Source organism: Pontibacter russatus (assembly GCF_009931655.1).
GTDB classification, from domain to species: domain Bacteria; phylum Bacteroidota; class Bacteroidia; order Cytophagales; family Hymenobacteraceae; genus Pontibacter; species Pontibacter russatus.
The window spans coordinates 690,805-712,616 of sequence record NZ_CP047984.1; the positions used below are offsets into that span (position 1 = coordinate 690,805).

Annotated in this window: 18 protein-coding genes; 14 read left to right on the top strand and 4 right to left on the bottom strand. The window is 55.9% G+C overall.

All coding sequences use genetic code 11. From position 1 onward, the window contains the following. Positions 1 to 177 precede the first annotated feature (177 nt). The 4 genes from GSQ62_RS02820 to GSQ62_RS02835 all read right to left on the bottom strand — a co-directional run bounded on the left by GSQ62_RS02820 (position 178) and on the right by GSQ62_RS02835 (position 4,646). On the bottom strand, positions 178 to 1,032 hold the full coding sequence (locus GSQ62_RS02820) for an SDR family oxidoreductase (protein WP_161888101.1): 855 nt from the start codon (positions 1,030 to 1,032) through the stop codon (positions 178 to 180). Between the two features lie 481 nt (positions 1,033 to 1,513). Continuing rightward, complete coding sequence (gene nhaA / locus GSQ62_RS02825; protein ID WP_317164388.1) at positions 1,514 to 2,704, bottom strand: Na+/H+ antiporter NhaA; 1,191 nt, start codon at positions 2,702 to 2,704, stop codon at positions 1,514 to 1,516. A gap of 269 nt (positions 2,705 to 2,973) precedes the next feature. Next, complete coding sequence (locus GSQ62_RS02830) at positions 2,974 to 3,192, bottom strand: hypothetical protein (protein WP_161888102.1); 219 nt, start codon at positions 3,190 to 3,192, stop codon at positions 2,974 to 2,976. A 233-nt stretch (positions 3,193 to 3,425) separates the two neighbouring features. Beyond that, a complete protein-coding gene (locus GSQ62_RS02835) occupies positions 3,426 to 4,646 on the bottom strand; it encodes a hypothetical protein (RefSeq protein WP_237586932.1) in 1,221 nt (406 codons plus the stop codon). Between the two features lie 420 nt (positions 4,647 to 5,066). On the opposite strand from GSQ62_RS02835, the gene GSQ62_RS02840 reads away from it, so the two are divergent. From GSQ62_RS02840 to nuoM, 14 genes are all read left to right on the top strand, one after another. After that, a complete protein-coding gene (locus GSQ62_RS02840) occupies positions 5,067 to 6,905 on the top strand; it encodes a PAS domain-containing sensor histidine kinase (protein WP_161888103.1) in 1,839 nt (612 codons plus the stop codon). A gap of 449 nt (positions 6,906 to 7,354) precedes the next feature. Next, positions 7,355 to 7,786, top strand: coding sequence for a CBS domain-containing protein (locus GSQ62_RS02845; protein ID WP_161888104.1), 432 nt, complete (start codon positions 7,355 to 7,357; stop codon positions 7,784 to 7,786). 88 nt (positions 7,787 to 7,874) lie between these two features. Then, positions 7,875 to 8,306 carry an NADH-quinone oxidoreductase subunit A gene (locus tag GSQ62_RS02850; protein WP_202621830.1) on the top strand — a complete coding sequence of 144 codons (432 nt, stop codon included), beginning with the start codon at positions 7,875 to 7,877 and terminating at the stop codon, positions 8,304 to 8,306. Positions 8,307 to 8,371: 65 nt separating this feature from the next. Continuing rightward, positions 8,372 to 9,010, top strand: coding sequence for an NADH-quinone oxidoreductase subunit B (locus GSQ62_RS02855; protein ID WP_161888105.1), 639 nt, complete (start codon positions 8,372 to 8,374; stop codon positions 9,008 to 9,010). A 236-nt stretch (positions 9,011 to 9,246) separates the two neighbouring features. Beyond that, a complete protein-coding gene (gene nuoC, locus GSQ62_RS02860; protein ID WP_161888106.1) occupies positions 9,247 to 10,995 on the top strand; it encodes an NADH-quinone oxidoreductase subunit C/D in 1,749 nt (582 codons plus the stop codon). A 267-nt stretch (positions 10,996 to 11,262) separates the two neighbouring features. Beyond that, a complete protein-coding gene (gene nuoE / locus GSQ62_RS02865; protein ID WP_161888107.1) occupies positions 11,263 to 11,727 on the top strand; it encodes an NADH-quinone oxidoreductase subunit NuoE in 465 nt (154 codons plus the stop codon). Positions 11,728 to 11,742: 15 nt separating this feature from the next. After that, complete coding sequence (gene nuoF / locus GSQ62_RS02870) at positions 11,743 to 13,041, top strand: NADH-quinone oxidoreductase subunit NuoF (RefSeq protein ID WP_161888108.1); 1,299 nt, start codon at positions 11,743 to 11,745, stop codon at positions 13,039 to 13,041. Further along, a complete protein-coding gene (nuoG, locus tag GSQ62_RS02875; protein WP_161888109.1) occupies positions 13,023 to 15,752 on the top strand; it encodes an NADH-quinone oxidoreductase subunit NuoG in 2,730 nt (909 codons plus the stop codon). Before nuoF ends, nuoG begins: the two co-directional genes overlap by 19 nt. Continuing rightward, complete coding sequence (gene nuoH / locus GSQ62_RS02880) at positions 15,722 to 16,684, top strand: NADH-quinone oxidoreductase subunit NuoH (RefSeq protein WP_161888110.1); 963 nt, start codon at positions 15,722 to 15,724, stop codon at positions 16,682 to 16,684. Before nuoG ends, nuoH begins: the two co-directional genes overlap by 31 nt. Before the next feature lie 306 nt (positions 16,685 to 16,990). Beyond that, positions 16,991 to 17,506: an NADH-quinone oxidoreductase subunit NuoI gene (gene nuoI / locus GSQ62_RS02885; RefSeq protein ID WP_161888111.1), complete on the top strand. Its 516-nt coding sequence runs from the start codon at positions 16,991 to 16,993 to the stop codon at positions 17,504 to 17,506. A gap of 4 nt (positions 17,507 to 17,510) precedes the next feature. Beyond that, a complete protein-coding gene (gene nuoJ / locus GSQ62_RS02890) occupies positions 17,511 to 18,047 on the top strand; it encodes an NADH-quinone oxidoreductase subunit J (RefSeq protein WP_161888112.1) in 537 nt (178 codons plus the stop codon). After that, positions 18,044 to 18,352 (top strand): NADH-quinone oxidoreductase subunit NuoK, encoded by a 309-nt coding sequence (gene nuoK / locus GSQ62_RS02895; RefSeq protein WP_161888113.1) that lies wholly within the window; start codon positions 18,044 to 18,046, stop codon positions 18,350 to 18,352. The genes nuoJ and nuoK overlap by 4 nt, the downstream gene beginning before the upstream one ends. Before the next feature lie 4 nt (positions 18,353 to 18,356). Continuing rightward, positions 18,357 to 20,243, top strand: a complete 1,887-nt coding sequence (gene nuoL, locus GSQ62_RS02900) for an NADH-quinone oxidoreductase subunit L (protein WP_161888114.1) — start codon at positions 18,357 to 18,359, stop codon at positions 20,241 to 20,243. After that, a complete protein-coding gene (gene nuoM, locus GSQ62_RS02905) occupies positions 20,240 to 21,811 on the top strand; it encodes an NADH-quinone oxidoreductase subunit M (protein ID WP_161888115.1) in 1,572 nt (523 codons plus the stop codon). The genes nuoL and nuoM overlap by 4 nt, the downstream gene beginning before the upstream one ends. Position 21,812: the final 1 nt, after the last annotated feature.

A 21,812-nucleotide genomic window follows, 5' to 3' on the forward strand; every position in this document is an offset into this window, starting at 1 on the left:
CTCAGCAGGCTTAAATTAAAAAGTGGCGGATCTTTTTTCTCCGCATCCCTCACCACCAGCTAATCACGCAGCAAGGGCAAATCAATGAGGAGAAGGCGCCAACGCTCGCTCCTTCAGCCTACACAAAAGCCCCTCCGATGCAACTGAGGGACTTTTAGTGTAAAAGGAATCAAATGCTCAGGCTACTCCTTTCAAGGCTTCAGCCACGGTGTCAGGCATTGGTGTGGTTGGCCTTCCGATTAGCTCGGAGAGCTGACGGCTGTCATCAAACAGATCTCCTCTCGATGCGGACATGTCCCAACCGGCAATCGCCTGTGCCAGTCCTTTCGGCAAACCAAAGCTGGCAAGCACACCTGCGTACTCCGCTTCAGGCAAATTGTTATAAGGGATATTTTTCCCGGTCTGCCGGGAAATCTCCGCAGCAAGGTCGCTCAGCGTATATGCCTCGTCTCCGGCGAGCTCATATGTTTTGCCCTGGTGCCCTTCGCTTGTCAAAACGGCAACGGCGGCCGCTGCAAAATCGGCCCGTGCGGCGGAGGAAATCCTACCTTCGCCTGCGCTTCCGACAAATGCACCTCCAGCCAGCGCCCCAGGAATAGAGCCTGTGTAGTTTTCGGTATACCAGCCGTTGCGCAGAAGGGTATAGGGGATGCCCGATTCTTTCAGGGCCTGCTCGGTGGCCAGGTGTTCTGCTGCCAGGCTCAGTGTTGACTTGTCTGCGTGCAGCAGGCTGGTATACACCACCCACTTTACGCCAGCCTGCTTCGCTGCTTCAATTACGTTTTTGTGCTGAGCAGCCCGCTTGCCGACTTCACTGCCGGAAATAAGCAACAGGGTGTCCACACCCTGTAAAGCGCGACCAAGTGTTTCAGGCTTTTCATAGTCAGCCTCGCGGGCTTCGACACCTAAGCCCGCAGCTTTTTGCGGTGTGCGAACTAAGGCAACAATGGTATCGGCAGATACTTTTTCTTTGAGCTTGCTTACTACCAAGCGTCCTAACTGTCCGGTTGCTCCTGTGATGGCTATCTTCATTTTATTTACTATAAGTTGATATATGATATACGCAGGATTTATTCCTGAAGCATTGTTCAAGATAAAATTGCGCTGGCTCAGACGAGGTATCTGCAAACGTGCCCATCGTGCACCAAAGCGCAGCGGCAATCAAAGCAGCCTTTATGCGTACTGGTATTGCAGTTGCCCACCTGATTCATACATGCTGTTCCAGAAGGGTGATATCCACTTTAAAAGCGAAATGTCATATGGCTTACGTGCCATGAGAAAAGTACCGGCATCTTCCTGCTTCACTTGTAAATTTTATTCGTTTGAGTATCCTCATAAACCCTAGTGGAAAAAACGAAAAGGCTTACTCAAATTTCCAGCAGCCTGTCTTGGTATAATATCGACCAGCCCATATAGCGTGCTTTGCGTAGGCTCGTTATTTATAGCGCTCATATATATAAGGCTTCGCACCCGGGCGGGTCGAACAAAAGCTAAGCATATGGCTGGGTCAATTTCATTCAGGCATTTCGGCAAGGTTGCCCTTCGCGCCCAGCTTCTTTAGGAACAGGAACCCCAATAAGCCGGAAAGCAGGGAGGCGATGAGAATGGCGAATTTGGCCTGGGTCTGAAAAGCAGGCTCGCTGAAGGAGAGCAGGGCGATGAAGATAGACATGGTAAACCCAATTCCCGCCAACAGGCCCAGCCCCAGGAACTGAACCCACCTGGTGCCTGTGGGCAGCGTGCTTATGCCTATCTTCACTGAGAGCCAGGAAAAGAAGAGGATGCCGATAGGTTTGCCCGCCATCAGGCCGAAGATGATGCCCAGGCCCAGGCTGCTCGTCAGCCCTTCCAGCATTTCAGACTCAAACCTGATGTTGGTGTTGGCCAGGGCAAAGATGGGCATGATCAGGAAGTTTACCGGCCTGGTCAGGGCGTGCTCCAGTTTCTCCAGCGGAGATTCCGTCTCATCAGGGGTGGTAGGCAACGTCAGGGCCGTGAGCACGCCGGCGATGGTGGCATGTATGCCTGAATGGTGGATGAAGTACCACATCACCACTCCCGGCAACAGGTATAGCCATATGTTCTTGACGCCAAAACGGTTAAAGCAAATCAGCAAGGCAAATACTACTCCGGCATACAACAGATAATTCAGGTGCATTTCCGTGGAGTAGAACAGGGCGATGACAAGGATGGCCCCCAAGTCATCGACAATGGCCAGTGCGGTCAGGAACACCTTTAAGGAGAGCGGCACCCTTTTGCCCAGCAGCGAAATAACGGCGATGGCAAAGGCAATGTCGGTCGCCATGGGGATACCCCAGCCACCCGCAGTTTCTGTGCCCTGGTTAAAGAGCATATAGACAACAGCGGGAACGAGCATTCCGCCGATGGCGGCGAACACCGGCAGCGCGGCCTGCTTCAAAGAGGACAACTCCCCTTCTACCAGTTCTCTCTTTATTTCCAGCCCCACCAGCAGGAAGAACACCGCCATCAGACCGTCGTTGATCCACAGTAAAATGGGGTATTCCAGTTGCAGCAATGCAGACGAGTAGCCTATTTCAAGTGCCAGAAAACGCTCGAACGCGGGTCCCAAAGGGGAGTTTGCCAGTAGCAAAGAGACCACCACACAGGCGATCAGGATCAGGCCACCCGCTGATCCGGTTTTGAGGAAATCTTTAAATGGGGCGAGGTTAAATTTTTGCATCATTCCCAAATATACAAAATTGATCCATATCCCGCCGCAAGACTACCCGTTCCAGAATGACTGGCGCAAGGCCCCGCCATTACTGAGAAGGAGCCTTATAGGATATATAGTTTCTCGGTGAGTAGTTAGCGCACGCAGGAAATCGGGCTTACCCGCTAATATGATGATGGGAAGCGATGCAATTATTTTACAGGAGGAGACCGGGTTCGGATAAATGCAAATAAAAAAAGCTACCTCTTACAGTAGCTCCGGTTCGCATTTCCCATCCCCGATTATTCCGCCTTGTTTCTTTTCTTATAGGCCCGTTTCGGTTTGCTCACTTCACCGGCTCCGGCATTCAGGGAAATATCCGGCGCATGGTTCAGTACGTCGTTCATTTTTTCGAAAGTGCCTAAAACAGACTTTATCTCGTCGATGTTGTTTAGTTGCTTCACAACAGTCATCTGCAGTCTGTCGATTTCTGTTCTTAAATATTGCTTTAATTCCGCCATAGTTTCAAAATATGTTAAATATATAAACAGTTTGGCGCAAATGTAAAGGTTTTTGCGGAAAGTAACAGGTTGAGGGTCTGTAATTTTTTTCCCCAGAGAGCCTGCCTATTTTTAATATAGCGGGGCTTCTTGAGATGGCAAGCGCTCGGAAAGCAGCTATCCATATATGGAAGCACACACCGCCCCCGCCGGACGATGGTCAGAAAGCCGGGCCATATATAGCTGCCTATCTCTTACTTTAAGTTAAACAACCGGAGTTCACCGTCGATGCGCTGGTTCCAGCTGGACTGGGCGGCTTCGTCCGTGCCGTGGCGGGTCTCGCTATCGTACTGCTCCTGCAGGCGGTTCATCTCCCGGAATGACTCGATGTATTCATACTGCATGATGCTGTTGTAATCCGCCAGCGTCAGGCGCTCCGGTGTCAGCTTCCGCTTGTACCGCTCCGCCACCAGCTTCACGATGTCGAAGTGCCGCTGCTCGTGGTTGAGGCTATAGGCGTTGCGGGCGGGGGCTTTCACCCACGAGGAGCCTTTCAGCACATATACCTTCATCACCAGGTTAAGGTGGATGACGCCGTCTTTTACCTCCGGCTGCCCCTCATAGGCGAAGCTCGGGAAAACGGAGGCGGCGAAACTGCTCGGCTTGGAGGGGCTCCCCTGGAAATCAGCCCAGGCGAGGGGGCGGTCGGGTGTGTAGAAAACGGTGTCGTCCCCTGCGTCCAGGGTGTGGTCCCGGAATGTCACCTTCAGCGCCTTCGCCAGTTTCTCGTTGCTTTCCGCCTCCCGGTCCATCCAGGTGTTCAGGTACAGCAGGGCGTCCGACAGCGAGCGCCGCAGCGCCGGCTCCACCACCTCGTGCTGGCTTGCGGGCCTGTCGTAGCGGGCGCCGCCCTTGTACTCCACCAGCGGGATTGTCTGGCCGTCGCGCTCGTACTCGAACGCCATCGCCACGGCCACATGCCCGTCCACGCGCCCTGCCCTGGCACCCGCCGTCTCGGTTACGCGGCACTCTTTCAGGCGAACCACCACCGGGCGCAGCTCCTTGTTGTGGGGCAGGCTCTGCTGCACAAACTGGCGGATGGCCACCAGGCCGCCGCCCTGCAGGTCTACGGGCTGTGCCTTGCCAAGCGGTGCGCCAGGCGCGGCCGGCAAAGGGATAAGCGAAGCCACTGTCCCGCGTTCCTGCCGCTCATCCACTACGCTGGCTATATAAAATTCTTTCGGGGTGAAAGGGAGCGGCTCGGCACGCAGCACAATGGGGGCCACCGTATCAGCAAGCGGCTTGCCCGCCGACCACAGCATGGCCAGCAGCAACGCGGCAACAGCACACAGGCTCAGCTGCCGGAGTAATTTGCGCAGACTCGTGGCGCTGGCCTCAGGCCTGGACGACGTGCGGGATATATAGCTTCTCATCTGGTACAAGGAAACGATAGGATTGATGTACAATGCTGCCATAACGCCTGCCACCCAAGGTTGGGCAACAGGACAGGGCATTGCTTTTTAGAGAAACAGGAGGCCGCCGCTTTGAGTTCGATGTGCTGAGGCGGAGTTTGGTAAAAGCGGCGCTTGCCCATATGGATTTTTATGATGAAACTCCGGATACCTACCCGTTACGCATGTACCTCAACTTTATTTCACGCCATACCATAATATTTTTAAAGCATAACTATGTTAAAATCAACATCTTATATATACTTAAAATAAAATTTATTATGCATCACTTCATAAATTAAAACCTATTTTATATAAGAATAGTATCGAATTTTACATATGTTACCTCTGGTTTTTTTCCATGTTTTTATGTATATATTATAAATCATTCCATAAATATAAGTGTATGGTTCCGGACAATAAGGCACAAAGGCAGGGCAGTATATGAAGCAGGACGAACTTTCGCCGGAGTTTTACCATTCGCTCGTGCGGCACAGCGCGGCGCTGCTTTCCATTGTGGACCGTGCCGGGATATATCAATACGTCAGCCAATCCGTGCAGCGCCTGACCGGCTACGGCCCCGAGGAACTGCTGGGCAAAACCGCACTGGAGTATATCCACAACGAGGACCTGCAGGACATGAAGGACGCTTTCGCATTGCTGCAAACACAGCGCGAGGTGGCGGTGCCCTCCTTCCGGCTCAGGACCAAAGCGGGAAGCTGGCGCTGGATGGAGGCTTTGATCACCGACGCGACTGACGATGAATTTGTGAACGGCTATGTCATAGACGCCCGCGACATCACGGCGAAAAAGGAGGCGCTCTCCTCTCTAGAGGCGAGCCACAATTTCTACACGTCCCTTTTCCAGGCGCATCCCGATGCCGTGTTTACTTTAACGCCCGGCGGCGTTTTCGACAAGGTAAACTCCAGCGTCTGCCGCATCCTCTCCTACGGCAAGTCTGAGATAGTGGGGCAGCACTTCTCCAGGTTTATCGCGCCCTCTTTCTCCTTCGAGGCCAACAAGGCCCTTAACAAAGCCCGGAACTGCGAAGCCGCTGCGCTGGAGGGCAAGGTGGTGAGCAAGCACGGCAAGACTAAAACACTTGATTTCACCATTATACCGGTATGCACAGACCAGGCGCTGGTGGCCATTCTGGGGATCGCCAGGGATGTCACAGCCGAGAGAAAAGCTTTGAAAGAGCTGGAGAAGCTGTCGCTGATAGCGAGCAAGGCCGTGAGCTGCGTGGTGATTACGGACGCCGCCGGGCGCGTGGAGTGGGTGAACAGCGAGTTCACCAAAGTGACGGGCTACAGCATGGTGGAGGCCATCGGTAAAAAGCCGGGTGAGCTGCTGCAGGGGCCGGAGACTGACCCGAACCATATTCTGGCGATGAAGCGCCTCTTCGAGGAAAACGAGCCCATTTCGCTCGAGATCCAGAATTACCGCAAGAGCGGCGAGAAGTTCTGGTTTTACATGGACATCTCCCCCATCTTCAACGACGAGGGCCGGGTGTCGCAGTACTTCGCCATCCAGTACGACGTGACGGAGCGCAAAGAGGCGGAGAAGAAGATGCGGCGGCTGTCGGAGGACCTGACACGGCACAACCGCGAGCTGCACCAGTTCAACTACATCGTGTCGCACAACTTGCGGGCGCCGGTGGCCAACATCGTGGGGCTGGTGTCGCTGCTGGAGCACATGGACGTCAAAAACGAAAGCTTCCTGAAGGTGCTGCAAAAGCTTCGGGAAACATCCCGGAACCTCGGCACGGTCATAAAGGACCTCGACGAGATCCTGTCGCTGCGCGACAGCAGCACGGGCGGGTTCGATGAGGAGGTCTGCATCAGTTCTATCTGCGGGGAGGTGGTGCGCAGCCTGCAGGACCGCATAGAGGAAGCGGCGGCCACCGTGCAGGCGGATGTTCCGGAGGAGGCGTGCCTGCGGGCCAACAGGGCGTACGTATACAGCATTTTCCACAACCTGTTCTCCAACTCCCTGAAGTACCGCGACCCTACAAGGCCGCTCCACATCAGCATCACGTACGCTGCCGAGGGCGGGCAGCACCTTATCCAGTTCCGCGACAACGGCAAAGGCATTGATCTGGCGAAGTTCGGGAACGACCTATTTAAGCTTTACGGCAAGATAGACAAGCGGGCAGAGGGTCGCGGCATCGGGCTATATATGGTGAAAGCACAGGTAGAGACCCTGGGCGGCACCATCGGCATAGACAGCACTCCCGGCGTCGGCACCACGTTTTACCTGCGCTTCGTCAGAGAAGAGGCCTGAGCAGCACCCCCGGACGCGGGCGGCCCTATATGGCCGATTGTAGCTATTTTAAGCGCAGCATCTCTCACACGTTGCGGAAAGCAGGCGTTCAAATCTTCCTGTGCCAGCAAGTAGAGCAGACAGAATCGGACAAAATTGTATAATGGCTGAATTTATATGTGCCCGATATTTGGTATATGAAATATAATTGTTACATTTAATCACTGCCCCATACCTGACCCACCCTTATCAGAAAATTCAACCGGCTATATATGGCTGTTCATAATCAACAGCTTAGGACATCCCCTTCTCAGGGCGCCTATATAGCGGCTTCAGGCGGTAGCTTTAAATAATAATATAAGTAAATATTTATTTTCTATATAAATAGTTTACCTAATTTAATTCGTCCCGTATAAGGAACATTAATAAGCAATATTTTCCAATTACACATCTTAGCAAAGGGAGGCCGCATGGGTACAGTCAGGCATATTCTACAGAAAAAAGGCAGCAGCGCCTTCTCTATAGATCCAAACGCCACCGTTTATCGCGCACTCGAACTGATGGTGGAAAGAGACGTCGGCTCTCTCCTGGTGATAGACAACGGGAGGTTCGTGGGCATCTTCACGGAAAGGGACTATGCACGCAAAGTGATGCTGAAAGGGAAGTCATCCAAAGACACCTTTATCCATGACATCATGAGCGAGCACCCGATTTCCGTAACACCGGATGCAACGGTGGAAGAATGCATGTCGCTCATGACCCAACGCTACATCCGTTACCTGCCTGTACTTGAAGAAAACGAACTTGTCGGACTTATCTCTATCGGGGACATTGTGAAGTACATCATCGAGGACCAGAAGTTTATCATCGAAAACCTCGAGCACTACATCACCGGCCACTGACAGGGCACACGCAGGAGTGCAGGTATAAGCACATATACCTGTTATCCCTATTTATCAACCAGCTATTCGCGGGGAGGCGAAAAGGCATATGTACGCGTCAGAGGAAAACACAACATTACTGTGGCCCATGGTGGTATATGGCGCCATTGTGCTCAGCCTGGTGGGCATCATTCTCGGCCTCTCCTATATACTGGGCCAGCGCCACCACCAGCGTGCCACCGGTGAGCCCTACGAAGGCGGCATCCTGAGCACAGGCTCTGCCCGCATCCGCTTCTCCTCGCAGTTTTACCTCGTGGCCATGCTGTTCGTGATTTTTGACGTGGAGACGGTTTTTATTCTGTCCTGGGCCATCGCCTTCCGGGAGCTGGGCTGGTACGGCTATGCGGGCGTGGCGGTGTTCATGCTGATGCTGGTGGTGGTGCTGGTATATGAGTGGCGCAACGGCGCCCTGGACTTCGGCCCCGACGGCAACAAGATACTGGCGGCCTACAAGCGCCTGACACAAAAGCCGCCTGCTTAATTTCAGCCGCAAGGCTTTTCCATACCTGAGCACGATTAACGGACTAAGACTTACGATTAACGCCTATGAAGTGGTGGCTGAGTAAACCCGATGACCCCGCACGCGCAACCAGCGGCACCAGTTCTTACGAGGAGACGGTGCAGCAAAGCATTGTGCTGAGCACCATGCAGGACCTGCTGGCCTGGGGCCGGAAGAACTCGATGTGGCCCTTCCACTTCGGCCTCTCCTGCTGCTTTGTGGAGATGGCCACCAGCATGACGCCCAAGTACGACCTGGCCCGCTTCGGGGCGGAGGTCATACGCGGCACCCCGCGCGAGGCCGATGTGATGATCATCGCCGGCACAGTTTTCATCAAGATGGCACCCATCATCAAACGGCTGCACGAGCAGATGATGGAGCCGCGCTGGGTGATCTCGATGGGCAGTTGCGCCAACTCCGGCGGCATGTTCGACATCTACAGCGTGGTGCAGGGGGTGGATAAATTTCTGCCGGTGGATGTGTATGTGCCTGGCTGCCCGCCCCGTCCCGACGCCTTCATGGAAGGCCTGCTGCTGCTGTCAGAGTCGGTGGGCAAAGAGAAAAGGCCGCTGAGCTGGACAATCGGGGAGCAGGGCGTCATCAGGCCTGCCAAAATAGACGTGCGGGAAAGAAGGCAGGAGGCACGGGCGAACATGACAGCATTCAGAACGCCGGATGAGGTGTAGGAAGTTAGAGAGTTAGAAAGTTTGGGAGTTAGAGAAGTTTATGGCCTCTGATGCTTTAGATGAAGGAATCCGCAGCAGCCATAAAACCTCGCAGCGTGCGCACCTGCCCCGAAGCATTTCGGGGGCTCTGCGAGTGTTTGAGACACAAGCCTGCAGCAACTTATATATATACAAGTAGCATAAGCAAAAAATACAACAGATGAGGTAGCATTTTCGGGCACACACTAATTCCATATATGGAAAACGGAAGCGGTACACTGGAGCAACTGCAGGCACGGTTCGGGGCAGACACCTTTACCCCACAAACAACCAGGGATGAAATCCTCACCCTTTGGATGCCCCATGACAAGATAAGGGAGGTGCTGGCATTCCTGAAAAAGGAAATCCCGCAGCCTTACCTCCTGCTCTACGACCTGACCGCCACCGACGAGCGCACCCGCAAACGGGACAACGGCCATATCCCCTACGCCTTCACCATCATCTACCACCTCTTTTCTTTCGACCGCAACAGCTTTATCCGGCTGAAGGTGGGCTACCGCGACGAGTTTCCGGTGGTGCCCAGCATCAGCAGCCTGTGGGCCAACGCCAACTGGTACGAGCGCGAGGTATATGACATGTTCGGCATCCGCTTCGAAGGGCACCCGCACCTGTACCGCATCCTGATGCCCCGCACCTGGGTTGGCCACCCGCTCCGCAAGGAACACCCGGCCCGCGCCACCGAGATGGGCCCTTTCGCGCTATATGACGACAAGATGGATTTGGAGCAGGCGGCGCTGCAGTTTAAGCCGGAAGAATGGGGCCTCCAACGCCAAAGCGAAGACAGCGACTTCATGTTCCTCAACATCGGCCCGCAGCACCCCGGCACGCACGGTGTGCTGCGCATTGTGCTGCAACTGGACGGTGAGGATATTGTGGATGCCATACCCGATATAGGCTTCCACCACCGGGGACAGGAGAAAATGGCCGAGCGCCAGTCGTGGCACACCTATCTCCCCTACACCGACCGCGTCGATTACCTGGGCGGCGTGATGAACAACCTTGCTTACCTGCTGGCCGTGGAGAAATTGGCTGGTATACAGGTACCGGAGCGGGTGAAAGTCATCAGAGTAATGCTGTGCGAATTGTTCCGCATTGCCAGCCACCTGGTGTGGTACGGCACCTTCGCGCAGGACGTGGGCCAGCTCTCTCCGGTGTTCTATATGTTCACCGACCGTGAAAAGGTTTTCGACATCGTGGAGGCCGTCACGGGCGGACGTATGCACCCCAACTGGTTCCGCATCGGCGGGGTGGCGCAGGACCTGCCCAAAGGCTGGGAAACGCTGGTGCAGCATTTCATTGATTACTTCCCGAAACGACTGAAGGAGTACGATGCCATGGTGATGAAGAACAGCCTGTTCAAGGCGCGCACCAAGGGCATCGGCATTTTCACCACAGAAGAAGCCATTGAATGGGGCGTGACCGGGCCAAACCTGCGCGCCTGTGGCTTTGAGTGGGACTTCCGCAAAAAGCAGCCTTACTCCGGCTACGAGCTATTCGATTTTGAAGTACCCACCGCCGCCAACGGCGATTGCTACGACCGCGCCGTGGTACGCGTGGCGGAAATGCGGCAGAGCCTGCGCATCATCGAGCAGTGCCTGAAAAACATGCCGGAAGGTCCGTACAAAGCCGACCACCCGCTCACCACGCCACCTATCAAGCAGCACACGATGCACGACATCGAAACGCTCATCACGCACTTTTTGGGGGTGAGTTGGGGGCCCGTGATGCCTGCCGGCGAGGCCATGAGCTGCATTGAAGCAACCAAGGGCGCCAACGGCTACTACGTCACCAGCGACGGCAACACCTCTCCCTACCGCCTGCGCATCCGCACCCCCTCGTTCCCGCACATGCAGATGCTGCCTTATATAACCAAGGGGTATACGGTGGCGGATTTGCTGTCGATCCTGGGTGCGATGGACTACGTGCTGGCGGATATTGATCGCTAAAGCGATAATTAGAAATTAGGAATTAGCAATGATGGGAAATACAAACTAATCATAATCTATGATACCCCGCTGGTGCGAGCTTGCAGCTCGTACCGATATACCATCAGCGTTATTTAATAAATAGGTACGAGCTGCAAGCTCGCATCAGCAGATGAGTCATCGATAAGCATAAAAATAAAGTCTCCGCTGGTTCGGGATGTAAGACCGGGCCAGCAGGAGCACAAATTAAATTCTTGTGTCTTACGTCTTGATACCAGAGTCTTATATATGCTGACCATAGAAGAAAAACACCAGATTGACCATGAAATCGGGCTGGTGCCCTCACCCAAGAACGCCTGCATCGAGGCGCTGAAGATTGTGCAGCAAAGCCATGGCTGGGTGTCGGATGAGAGCCTGCAGGACGTGGCGGAGTATGTGGGCATGTCCACGGCAGAGCTGGACAGCGTAGCGACATTCTACAACCTGATTTTCCGGAGACCGGTAGGGCGGCATGTGATACTGCTCTGCGACAGCATCAGCTGCTACGTGATGGGCTACGAAGGCATCCGTGAACAGCTTTACGAAAAACTCAATATACAATACGGCCAGACCACAGCAGACGGCCGCTTTACCCTGCTCCCCAACTGCTGCCTCGGCACCTGCGACCGTGCCCCCGCCCTGATGATTGACAACGATTTGTACCGCAACCTGACGGTGGAACAACTGGATGAGATACTGAGCAAGTATACCTAAAACCAAAGCGGGCCTATGGAGAAGCCGCTTACCCAACACATAGTACCGGGCCGCAAGCCGCTCAACCTGAAAGAATACGAGAAAGTGGGCGGCTATGAGTCGGTGCGCAAAGCACTCAAGATGACACCTGCTGAGGTGCAAACTCTGGTGAAAGACTCGAACCTGAAAGGACGCGGCGGCGCGGGTTTCAACACCGGCCTAAAGTGGAGCTTTGTGCCCATGGGGCCGGAAGCAGCCACCCCCAAATACCTGGTGGCCAACGCCGACGAGATGGAGCCCGGCACCTTCAAAGACCGGGTGCTGCTGGAAGGCAACCCGCACCAACTCATCGAAGGGATGATTGTAGCCGCTTACGCCATACAGGCCAGTATCAGCTATGTCTTCCTCCGCTGGGCATACAAGCTGGCTGCACAAGAAATCACGCAGGCTATATATGAAGCAAAGGAGGCAGGCTACCTGGGCAGGAACATCCTGGGCTCCGGCTTTGACCTGGAGATGCACCTGCACACCGGCGTGGGGCGCTATATGTGCGGCGAGGAAACTGCCCTGCTCAACGCCCTCGAAGGCAAGCGCGCCAACCCCAGAGCCAAACCTCCCTTCCCGCAGGTCAGCGGCCTGTTCGGAAAGCCAACCATTGTGAACAACGTGGAGACGCTCTGTAACCTGCCCCATATCGTGAACAACGGCGTGGGGTGGTTCAAAAGCCTGAGCAAAAGTCCGGATGCGGGCACCAAGCTATATGGCGTGAGCGGCCGCGTGAAAACACCCGGTTGCTGGGAATTGCCGATGGGCGTAACGATACGCGAGTTGCTGGAAGAACACGCCGGGGGTATGCAGGATGGCTATCTGTTCAAAGGCTTGTTACCCGGCGGCGCCTCCACCGACTTCCTGGTAGAGGAGCACCTGGATGTGCCGATGGACTTCGGCTCTATCCAGGCGGCGGGCAGCCGGATGGGCACCGGCACCATGATTATTATGGACGACCAGACCTGCCCCGTCGGCTTTACCCTGAACCTGCAGCATTTTTTCGCGCAGGAGTCCTGCGGTTTCTGTACCCCTTGCCGCGAAGGGCTGCCCTGGGTAGAAAAAATTCTGCTCGCCATTGACAAAGGCGAAGGCAAGCCCGAACACCTCCTCAGCCTCGACTTCCATACCAAATACCTTGGCCCCGGCAACACCTTCTGCGCCCTCGCGCCCGGTGCCATGGAACCCCTGCAGAGCGCTCTGAAATATTTCAGAGAGGATTTTGAACGGCACATTCACGAACACCACTGTCCCTGGAGCAAGAGCAAAGCATGGCAACCATCTATATAGAGAACAAACCCTACGAAGTGAAAGCAGGCAAGAACCTGCTGGAGGCCTGCCTCACCCTCGGCAAGGATTTGCCCTACTTCTGCTGGCACCCGGCCATGGGCTCTATCGGGGCCTGCCGCCAGTGCGCCGTGAAGGTATATAAAGACGAGAACGACACCAAAGGCAAGCTGTTCATGTCGTGCATGGAGCAGGTGCGGGACGGAATGCGGCTATCGATTGCCGATATGGAAGCGAAGGAATTCCGGGCGCACATCATCGGCTGGCTCATGACCAACCACCCCCACGATTGCGCCGTCTGCGACGAGGGCGGCGCCTGCCATCTGCAGGACATGACGGTGATGACCGGCCACAACTACCGGGAGTACCGTTTCGACAAGCGCACCTATATCAACCAGTACCTCGGCCCGTTCCTTAACCACGAAATGAACCGCTGCATCCAGTGCTACCGCTGTGTGCGCTTTTATAAAGACTATGCCGGTGGCAAAGACCTGGACGTGTTTGCCGCCCACAACCATTTATACTTTGGCCGCGCCGAAGACGGCGTGCTGGAAAGCGAGTTCAGCGGCAACCTGGCGGAGGTATGCCCTACGGGTGTGTTCACGGACAAAACACTGAAGCAGCATTATACCCGCAAATGGGATTTAACAATGGCTCCTTCGGTGTGCCACCACTGCAGCCTGGGTTGCAACATATCAGCCGGTGAGCGCTACGGCACCATCCGCAGTATCACCAACCGCTACAATGGCGAGGTGAACGGCTATTTCCTCTGCGACCGCGGCCGCTTCGGATATGAATTTGTGAACAGCGCGGGCCGCGTCCGAAAACCGCTGGTGCGCAGCCACCTGCCGGAAGCCACCGACAAGTACACCGCGCTCAAAGCCGCCGCCTCAGCCGTGAAAGCAGGTCGTGCCATTGGTATCGGCTCTCCCCGCGCTTCCCTCGAATCAAATTATGTGCTGAGAACTTTAGTTGGAGAAGAAAACTTCCATCATGGCGTATCCGACACAGACCATATACTGGTAGATATGGCGCTGGATATTCTGCGGAATGGCGCCGCGCGCACACCATCTTTAAGGGAAGTGGAGAAAGCGGATGCCGTCTTTATAATGGGGGAGGATTTGATAAACACTGCGCCCATGCTGGCGCTGGCAGTGCGGCAGTCGGTGCGGCAGCAGCCGCTGCAGGAGGCCGTCTCCACCGCCAACGTCCCGGTGTGGCAGGATGCGGCGGTACGGGAATTGGTGCAGACAGACAACGGCCCGCTATATATAGCGCACTATACCCCCACCAAGCTGGACGAACTGGCCACGCAAACGTTTTTCGATACACCGGATGCCATTTCGCGCCTGGGCTTCGCTGTTGCCAACCTTATTCATGCAGATTCTCCGGAAGTGAGCGATATGAGTGAGGCGGAACAGGCGCTGGCACGGCAGATTGCCGATAGCCTGCTGGCCGCTCAAAACCCGCTGATTATCTCCGGCACGTCTTCAGGCAGCGACCGCGTGTTGAAAGCCGCCGCCACTATCGCCAATGCGCTTTGCGCCCGGGAGAAAGCGGCAGGCATCAGCCTGGTGGTGCCGGAGTGCAACAGCTTGGGTCTGGCCATGCTCGGGGGCCACAAACTGGAGTCCGCTTTTGAGGCGGTGCTGAACGGCTATGCCGATACCGTCCTCATCCTTGAGAGCGATTTGTACCGATTGGCGGGCGCTTCAGCCGTGTCTCAGTTTCTGGATGGCTGCAGCCAGGTAATCGTACTGGACCACCTCCACAACGCCACCACCGAGCGGGCCCATATCCTTTTACCCGCCGCTCCCTTCTCCGAAGCCGACGGCACGCTCGTCAACAACGAGGGGCGGGCGCAGCGATTTTTCCAGGTGCACCCCACACCCGAGGAGATTCAGGAAAGTTGGCACTGGCTGGCGGAAATGGGCACCATTATGGGGGATGAGCGCATCAGCAACTGGCACGGCTACGACGATATTGTGAAGTCCATGGCCGAGGAAATTCCGCTGCTCAGGGGCGTGGAGAAAGCTGCGCCATCTTCCGAGTTCCGCATTGCCGGGCAAAAAATACCGCGCGCGCCGCACCGTTTCAGCGGCCGCACCTCCATGCTGGCCAATCAGGATGTGAGCGAGCCGAAGCCCCCGCTGGACCCGGATTCCGCCCTCTCCTATACCATGGAAGGCTACCGCGGACAGCCGCCCTCCTCCATGATTCCGTTTTTCTGGGCGCCGGGCTGGAACTCGGTGCAGGCCACGAACAAGTACCAGCAGGAAGTGGGCGGCCACCTGAAGGGCGGCGATCCGGGCGTGCGTCTGATAGCGCCAGCCGGAACTGCCTCGCTGTCCACGGTGGTGCCACAAAATTTTGTCCCGATAGAAGGCCACCTGTACGTGCTTCCGCTGCACCACACGTTCGGCTCCGAAGAGCTCAGCAGCCATTCGCCTTCTATCATGCAGCGCATCCCGGCCCCCTATATAGCCATCAACGCGGAAGATGCCGGACGGCTGAAACTGGAAGAGGGACAGGACCTGAGTTTCGCCCTGGAGGGCCACGTATATCAGTTGCCAGTGGATATAAACCCAACCATACCGAGCGGAACCGCTGGCTTGCCAGTTGGTTTGCCCGGCATCCCATTTGCCGATTTACCCGCCTGGGCCAACTTAAACAGAGACATCACATGGAAGAAGCAGCCCCAAACTACTTTCTGATTATCGGCGGCGTACTGTTCGTCATGCTGAACGTGGCGGCGGCGCTTATCTGGGTGGAGCGGCGCCTGCTGGCCCTGTTCCAGGACCGGTACGGCCCGAACCGCGCCGGTCCCTTTGGACTGCTCATCGTGGCCGCCGACTCCATCAAGCTGTTTTTCAAACAGGACTGGGTTCCGCCGTTTGCCGACAAACCCGTGTTTGTGCTGGCCCCTGCCATTGTGGTGGTCACGGTGCTGATGAGCTTTGTCGTGATTCCGTTCGCGCCGGGCGTGATTGTGGCGGACCTGAACATCGGCCTGCTTTTCTTTCTGGCCATGTCGTCGATGGGCGCCTACAGCATCATCCTGGGAGGCTGGTCCTCCAACAACAAGTACAGCCTGCTGGGTGCCATGCGCGGGGCGGCGCAGATGATTTCCTATGAGGTGTTCATGGGCCTGTCGCTGATGGGCGTTGTGCTGTTGAGCGGTTCGTTCAGCCTGCGCGAGATTGTGGAGGCGCAGCGGGGGCTTTGGTTTTTCATCCCGCAGTTCCTTGGCTTCGTCATCTTCTTCATCGCGGGCATCGCCGAAACGCACCGCCTGCCCTTTGATATCCCGGAGGCGGAAAGTGAGCTGATTGCAGGCTTCCACTCGGAGTACTCAGGTATGAAGTTCGGCATGTTCTTCATAGGCGAGTATATGGGCATCACGCTTATATCCTGCATGCTGGTTACGCTGTACTTCGGTGGCTGGCTCGGCCCTGAGTTCCTGCCGCCCATCGTGTGGTTCATCCTGAAGACGCTCTTTTTCCTGTGTGTTTTCATCCTGCTGCGCGCCTCCATGCCACGCCCTCGGTACGACCAGTTGATGGAATATGGCTGGAAGGTGCTTTTGCCCCTCACGCTCCTGAACCTGATGGTAACGGCCGCTGTGGTGCTGTGGCGGGAGGGGTGATTGAGGAGTTTTGAATGAGTGATTGAGTGAATAAATAGGGGGAGAAAAAATCCAACCACCCCTACCCCTCCTTGTCTAAGGAGGGGAGTCGGAATTGGTGCTATATAAGTTATTCAGAATAGCGAATGGCATTTAAGTTATTAAACCATATATAAACCATTTATAAAAATGTAAATCCCGGTGCAATAGAACGATGCAGGAGAAGGAGTAAGTAGTACTCCCCGCCTTGGACAAGGAGGGGCAGGGGTGGTTTGACCCGGAACAGCATAAGTAAAAAAGGAATTATAAAAAACGAAAGGAGCAGCTATGTTTAGTTTGTTGCGCAGTATGTGGCTCACGTTTCTGCATGCGTTCCATAAGCGCGAAACGATACAATACCCCGAGGAGAAGGTAAAGCTGGCGGCGCGGTGGCGGGGCCGCATTGTGCTGACGCGCGACCCGGACGGCGGCGAACGCTGCGTGGCCTGCAACCTCTGCGCCGCCGCCTGCCCCGTCGACTGCATCTCTTTGCAGGCCACCGAGGACGAGACCGGCCGCCGTTACCCCGACTTTTTCCGCATCAACTTCTCGCGCTGCATCTTCTGCGGCTACTGCGAGGAGGCCTGCCCCACCTACGCCATCCAGCTCATCCCCGACTTCGAGATGGGCGAGTACAACCGGCAGAACCTGGTATATGAGAAAAAGGACCTGCTCATCAACAGCGAGGGCAAGTACCCCGGCTACAACTATTACAAGGTGGCCGGCATGGCCATCGGCGGAAAAGGCAAGGGCGAGGCCGAAAACGAAGCCCCGCCGGTAGACATCAAAAGCTTAATCCCCTAAAACCATGGAACTGACTTTCTATATAGCCGCAGCGGTTGCCATTCTCTCCACCATCATGGTCATCACGCGCTTCAACCTGATTCATGCCCTGCTCTATTTGGTGGTGTCTTTTCTGGCTGTGGCCGTCGTTCTCTTTACCCTTGGCGCTCCCTTTATAGCGGCGCTGGAGGTGATTGTATATGCCGGGGCCATTGTGGTGCTCATCATTTTCGTGATAATGATGCTGAACCTGACGCGGGAGGATGTGCAGCGGGAAAAGGAATGGCTGCAGCCTTCGGTCTGGGTCGGTCCGGCGATTCTTTCGGCGGTGCTGCTGGCCGAGCTTATATATATATTTATGGCCGGTAACACGGTGCAGGCCGGTGCCGTGGTGGCCGTTGACGCCAAGGTGGTGGGGCTGGCGCTTTTCGGCCCCTATATACTGGGGGTGCAGTTGAGCGGCATCCTGCTGATGGCCGGAATAGTGGGAGCTTACCATCTGGGCAGGCAGAAGAAGAAAGTTGTTCACCGGTTTTTACAGGAAAGGAGCGCCGCCTCATGAGTACCTCCTATATGGAAGCCGCCCTGCTGCTGGCAGGCATCCTCTTCATGCTCGGCCTCATCAGCGTGCTGATTCGCCGTAACATCCTCTTCATGCTCATTTCGGTGGAGATTATGCTGAACGCTGCCGGACTGGCCTTCATCGTGGCAGGCACGCGCTGGGTGCAGCCCGACGGGCAGATCATGTTCATCTTCATACTCACCATGGCCGCCGCCGAGGTATCCGTTGGGCTGGCGCTGATTCTCCAGATATACCACCAGCTCAAGACGCTCAACAGCGATGCCGCCAACTTTATGAAAGGATAAGACTATGGAAAATTTACTCTGGTTGATTCCCGCTTTGCCGTTTTTAGGGGCGCTGCTGCTGATACTGTTTGGCAACCGATTGTCGCGCATGTTGGTGGCGGTGCTGGGCGTGGGCAGTGTGGGAGTCTCCGCGCTCGTCACCATCTTTTTAGGGATTGAGTTTCTAACCGAACGCCCGGCTTTCTACCATCAGGACGTATGGCAGTGGTTCAGCGTGGCGGGCTTTACTCCTTCCATCGCCTTTCACCTCGATGCACTGTCGATGGTGTTTATTTTCGTCATCACCTTCGTCGGCTTTCTCATCCATATATACTCCACCGCCTATATGGCTGAGGATGCGGATTACTCCCGCTTCTTCGCCTGCATGAACCTGTTTGTAGGCTCCATGCTGATGCTCGTGATGGCCGATAACCTGCTGCTGTTGTATCTCGGCTGGGAGGGCGTGGGCCTGTGCAGTTACCTGCTCATCGGCTTTTGGTACAAGGAGCCTGCCAACGGCTATGCCGCCCGGAAAGCCTTTATCATCACGCGCGTCGGGGATACTGCCATGGCGATTGCGCTCTTCATGCTGTTCCAGGCGTTCGGCACGCTCCATATCCAAACCATCCTTTCCGAAGCGCCGGAAGCCTGGGCCGTTGGCTCTGAGATGACCTTGATTGTGGCGCTGCTGCTGTTAGGCGGAGCCGTCGGAAAGTCGGGCCAGTTGCCGCTGCAGACCTGGCTGCCCGATGCGATGGCCGGTCCAACCCCGGTTTCGGCGCTCATCCACGCCGCCACCATGGTGACGGCCGGGGTATATCTCATTGCCCGCATGTTCGTCATTTTTGAGCTGTCTCCGCTGGCGCAGTTGCTGGTGGCTGTTGTGGGGGCTGCCACCCTGCTGCTTGCCGGTTTCTCCGCCCTCACGCAATATGATTTGAAGCGGGTGCTCGCCTACTCCACCATCAGCCAGATTGGCTATATGTTCCTGGCCCTGGGCGTGGGCGCCTGGTCGGCGGGCATCTTCCATTTCATGATTCACGCGTTTTTCAAGGCGCTGCTTTTCCTGTGTGCCGGGGCCATTATCCTGGCGCTGCACCACGAGCAGGACATGCGCCGAATGGGGGGCCTGCGCCAGCAGATGCCGGTCGTGTTCTGGACCTTTCTGATTGGCGCAGCCTCGCTGGCGGCCCTGCCTCTCGTCACCGCCGGTTTCTACAGCAAAGACCAGATTCTGTGGTATGCGCTGGCCGGTGAGAACGGCAACATTTGGCTCTATATAGCCGGGCTGGCCGGAGCGTTCATCACCTCCATCTATACCTTCCGGATGGTGTTTATGACCTTTTACGGCGAGAGCAAAACGCATGTGGGACACCTACCGGGCAAGGCCATCACCATTCCGCTACTCATCCTCGCCATACTATCCGTGGTGGGCGGGTTCATTGAGTTGCCGCACAACTTCGGGCATGTGGTGCTGTTTTCGGATTTGCTGGCACCGGTGCTGCCCGCCATCACGGCCAACGAAACGCTGGCAGCGAACGAGTGGCTGTTCCAGCTTTTAGCTGCGGTGGTATCATTGGGCGGGGTATATATAGCCTACCTCTTTTACCTGAAAAGCCCGTCGCTGCTGCGAATTCTGGAAAGTTCCGGCACGGCCATGGCGCTGCACCGCTTCTGGCACTCCGGATGGGGATTTGATGCCCTCTATAACACCCTGTTCGTGCGGCCTTACGTGTTCCTCTCCACCCTGAACAAGCGCGATATCGTCGACAGTTTTTATACTGGGGTTTCCCGCATGGCGGAGGGCTTCCATGTGATGCTTTCTGCCACCCAGAACGGCGTGCTGCGCAGTTATGTGATGGGCATTGTGGTCGGTGCTCTCATGATTCTCACTATAAGCCTGCTGCTATGATCCTTCTCTGGCTAATCGTAATTCTGATGGCTGGCGGACTGCTGGCCTGGCTCTCCAAGAAGTGGCACCCGGTGCTGCCCCGCTGGATTTCCCTTTTCGCCGTGCTCCTTGATTTTGTACTGGTGTTTTATATATGGCTGACCGTACCGGCGGCTACTTTAGGCGCTTCGCCCTGGCTCCTCCGGCTCCATATCCCCTGGATTCCGCAGTGGGGCGTGAATTTCATACTGGCGCTGGATGGCCTGAGCCTGCTGATGCTGCTGCTCACATTTTTCCTGGGCCTGCTGGCGGTGCTGGTGTCGTGGCGGGAGATTCAGACCAAATCCGGCTTCTTTCACTTTAATCTGCTGTGGGTGCTGGCGGGTATCACGGGTGTGTTCCTCACACTTGATATGTTCCTGTTCTACTTTTTCTGGGAAGTGATGCTTATCCCGATGTACTTCCTCATCGGCATCTGGGGCCACGAAAACCGCAACTACGCCGCTTATAAATTCTTCATCTTCACGCAAGCCAGCGGCCTGCTCATGCTCCTGGCCATCCTCGCTTTCTACTTCATACACGGCAGCCAGACGGGCACCTATACCTTCAACTACTTCGAGCTGCTCAACACGCCGCTGGCAATGGGTACCGGGCGTTTGCTGATGTTCGGCTTCCTGGCGGCTTTCCTGGTGAAGTTGCCAGCCGTGCCGTTCCACTCCTGGCTCCCCGACGCCCACTCGCAGGCACCTACGGCGGGCAGTATCATTCTGGCGGGCCTGCTCCTGAAAACAGGGGCTTACGGTTTGCTGCGCTTCGTGCTGCCGTTCTTCCCTGATGCTGCCGTAGAGTTTGCTCCCTGGGCCATGCTGCTGGGCGTGGTTGGCATTTTATATGGCGCTATACTCGCCTACTCCCAAACCGACCTGAAAAGGCTGGCGGCCTATACCAGCGTCAGCCATATGGGCTTCGTGCTGCTGGGCGTGTTTGCCTTTAACGAGTTGGCGCTGCAGGGCGTGGTGATGCAAATGCTTGCCCATGGCCTGAGCACCGGCGCGCTGTTCATCGTGGCGGGTTTGCTGTACGAGCGCCTGCACACCCGCGACATGAATGTGATGGGCGGCTTCTGGTCGAAGGCGCCGAAACTGGGCGTGTTTGCGATGGTTTTCGTGATGGCGTCGCTGGGGCTGCCAGGCCTGGGCAACTTTATCGCGGAGTTCCTGACGCTGGTAGGTGCCTGGCAGGCCAACAAATGGCTGACTGTGTTTGCGACTATCGGGCTGGTGCTGGCCACGGCCTACTCGCTGCGCATCATGCAAAAGGTGTTTTTTGAACCCGCCCCGGCAGAGCACCTGCTGCCTGACCTGAACCCGCGCGAGATGCTGATTGCCGTTCCGATGGTGGTGGTGATTCTATGGCTCGGCCTCTACCCGCAGCCTGTTTTGGATACGGCCCAGCCAAGCATACAGGCGCAACTGCAGGCCTATAAAATGCCCCCGGCAGTGGAGAAAAGCGTGTCCACTGTTGCCGCCTTACAAACCGAAAAGCCGGACAATGTATACCATCAGATTCTGATACGGATTGAAAAGTGAA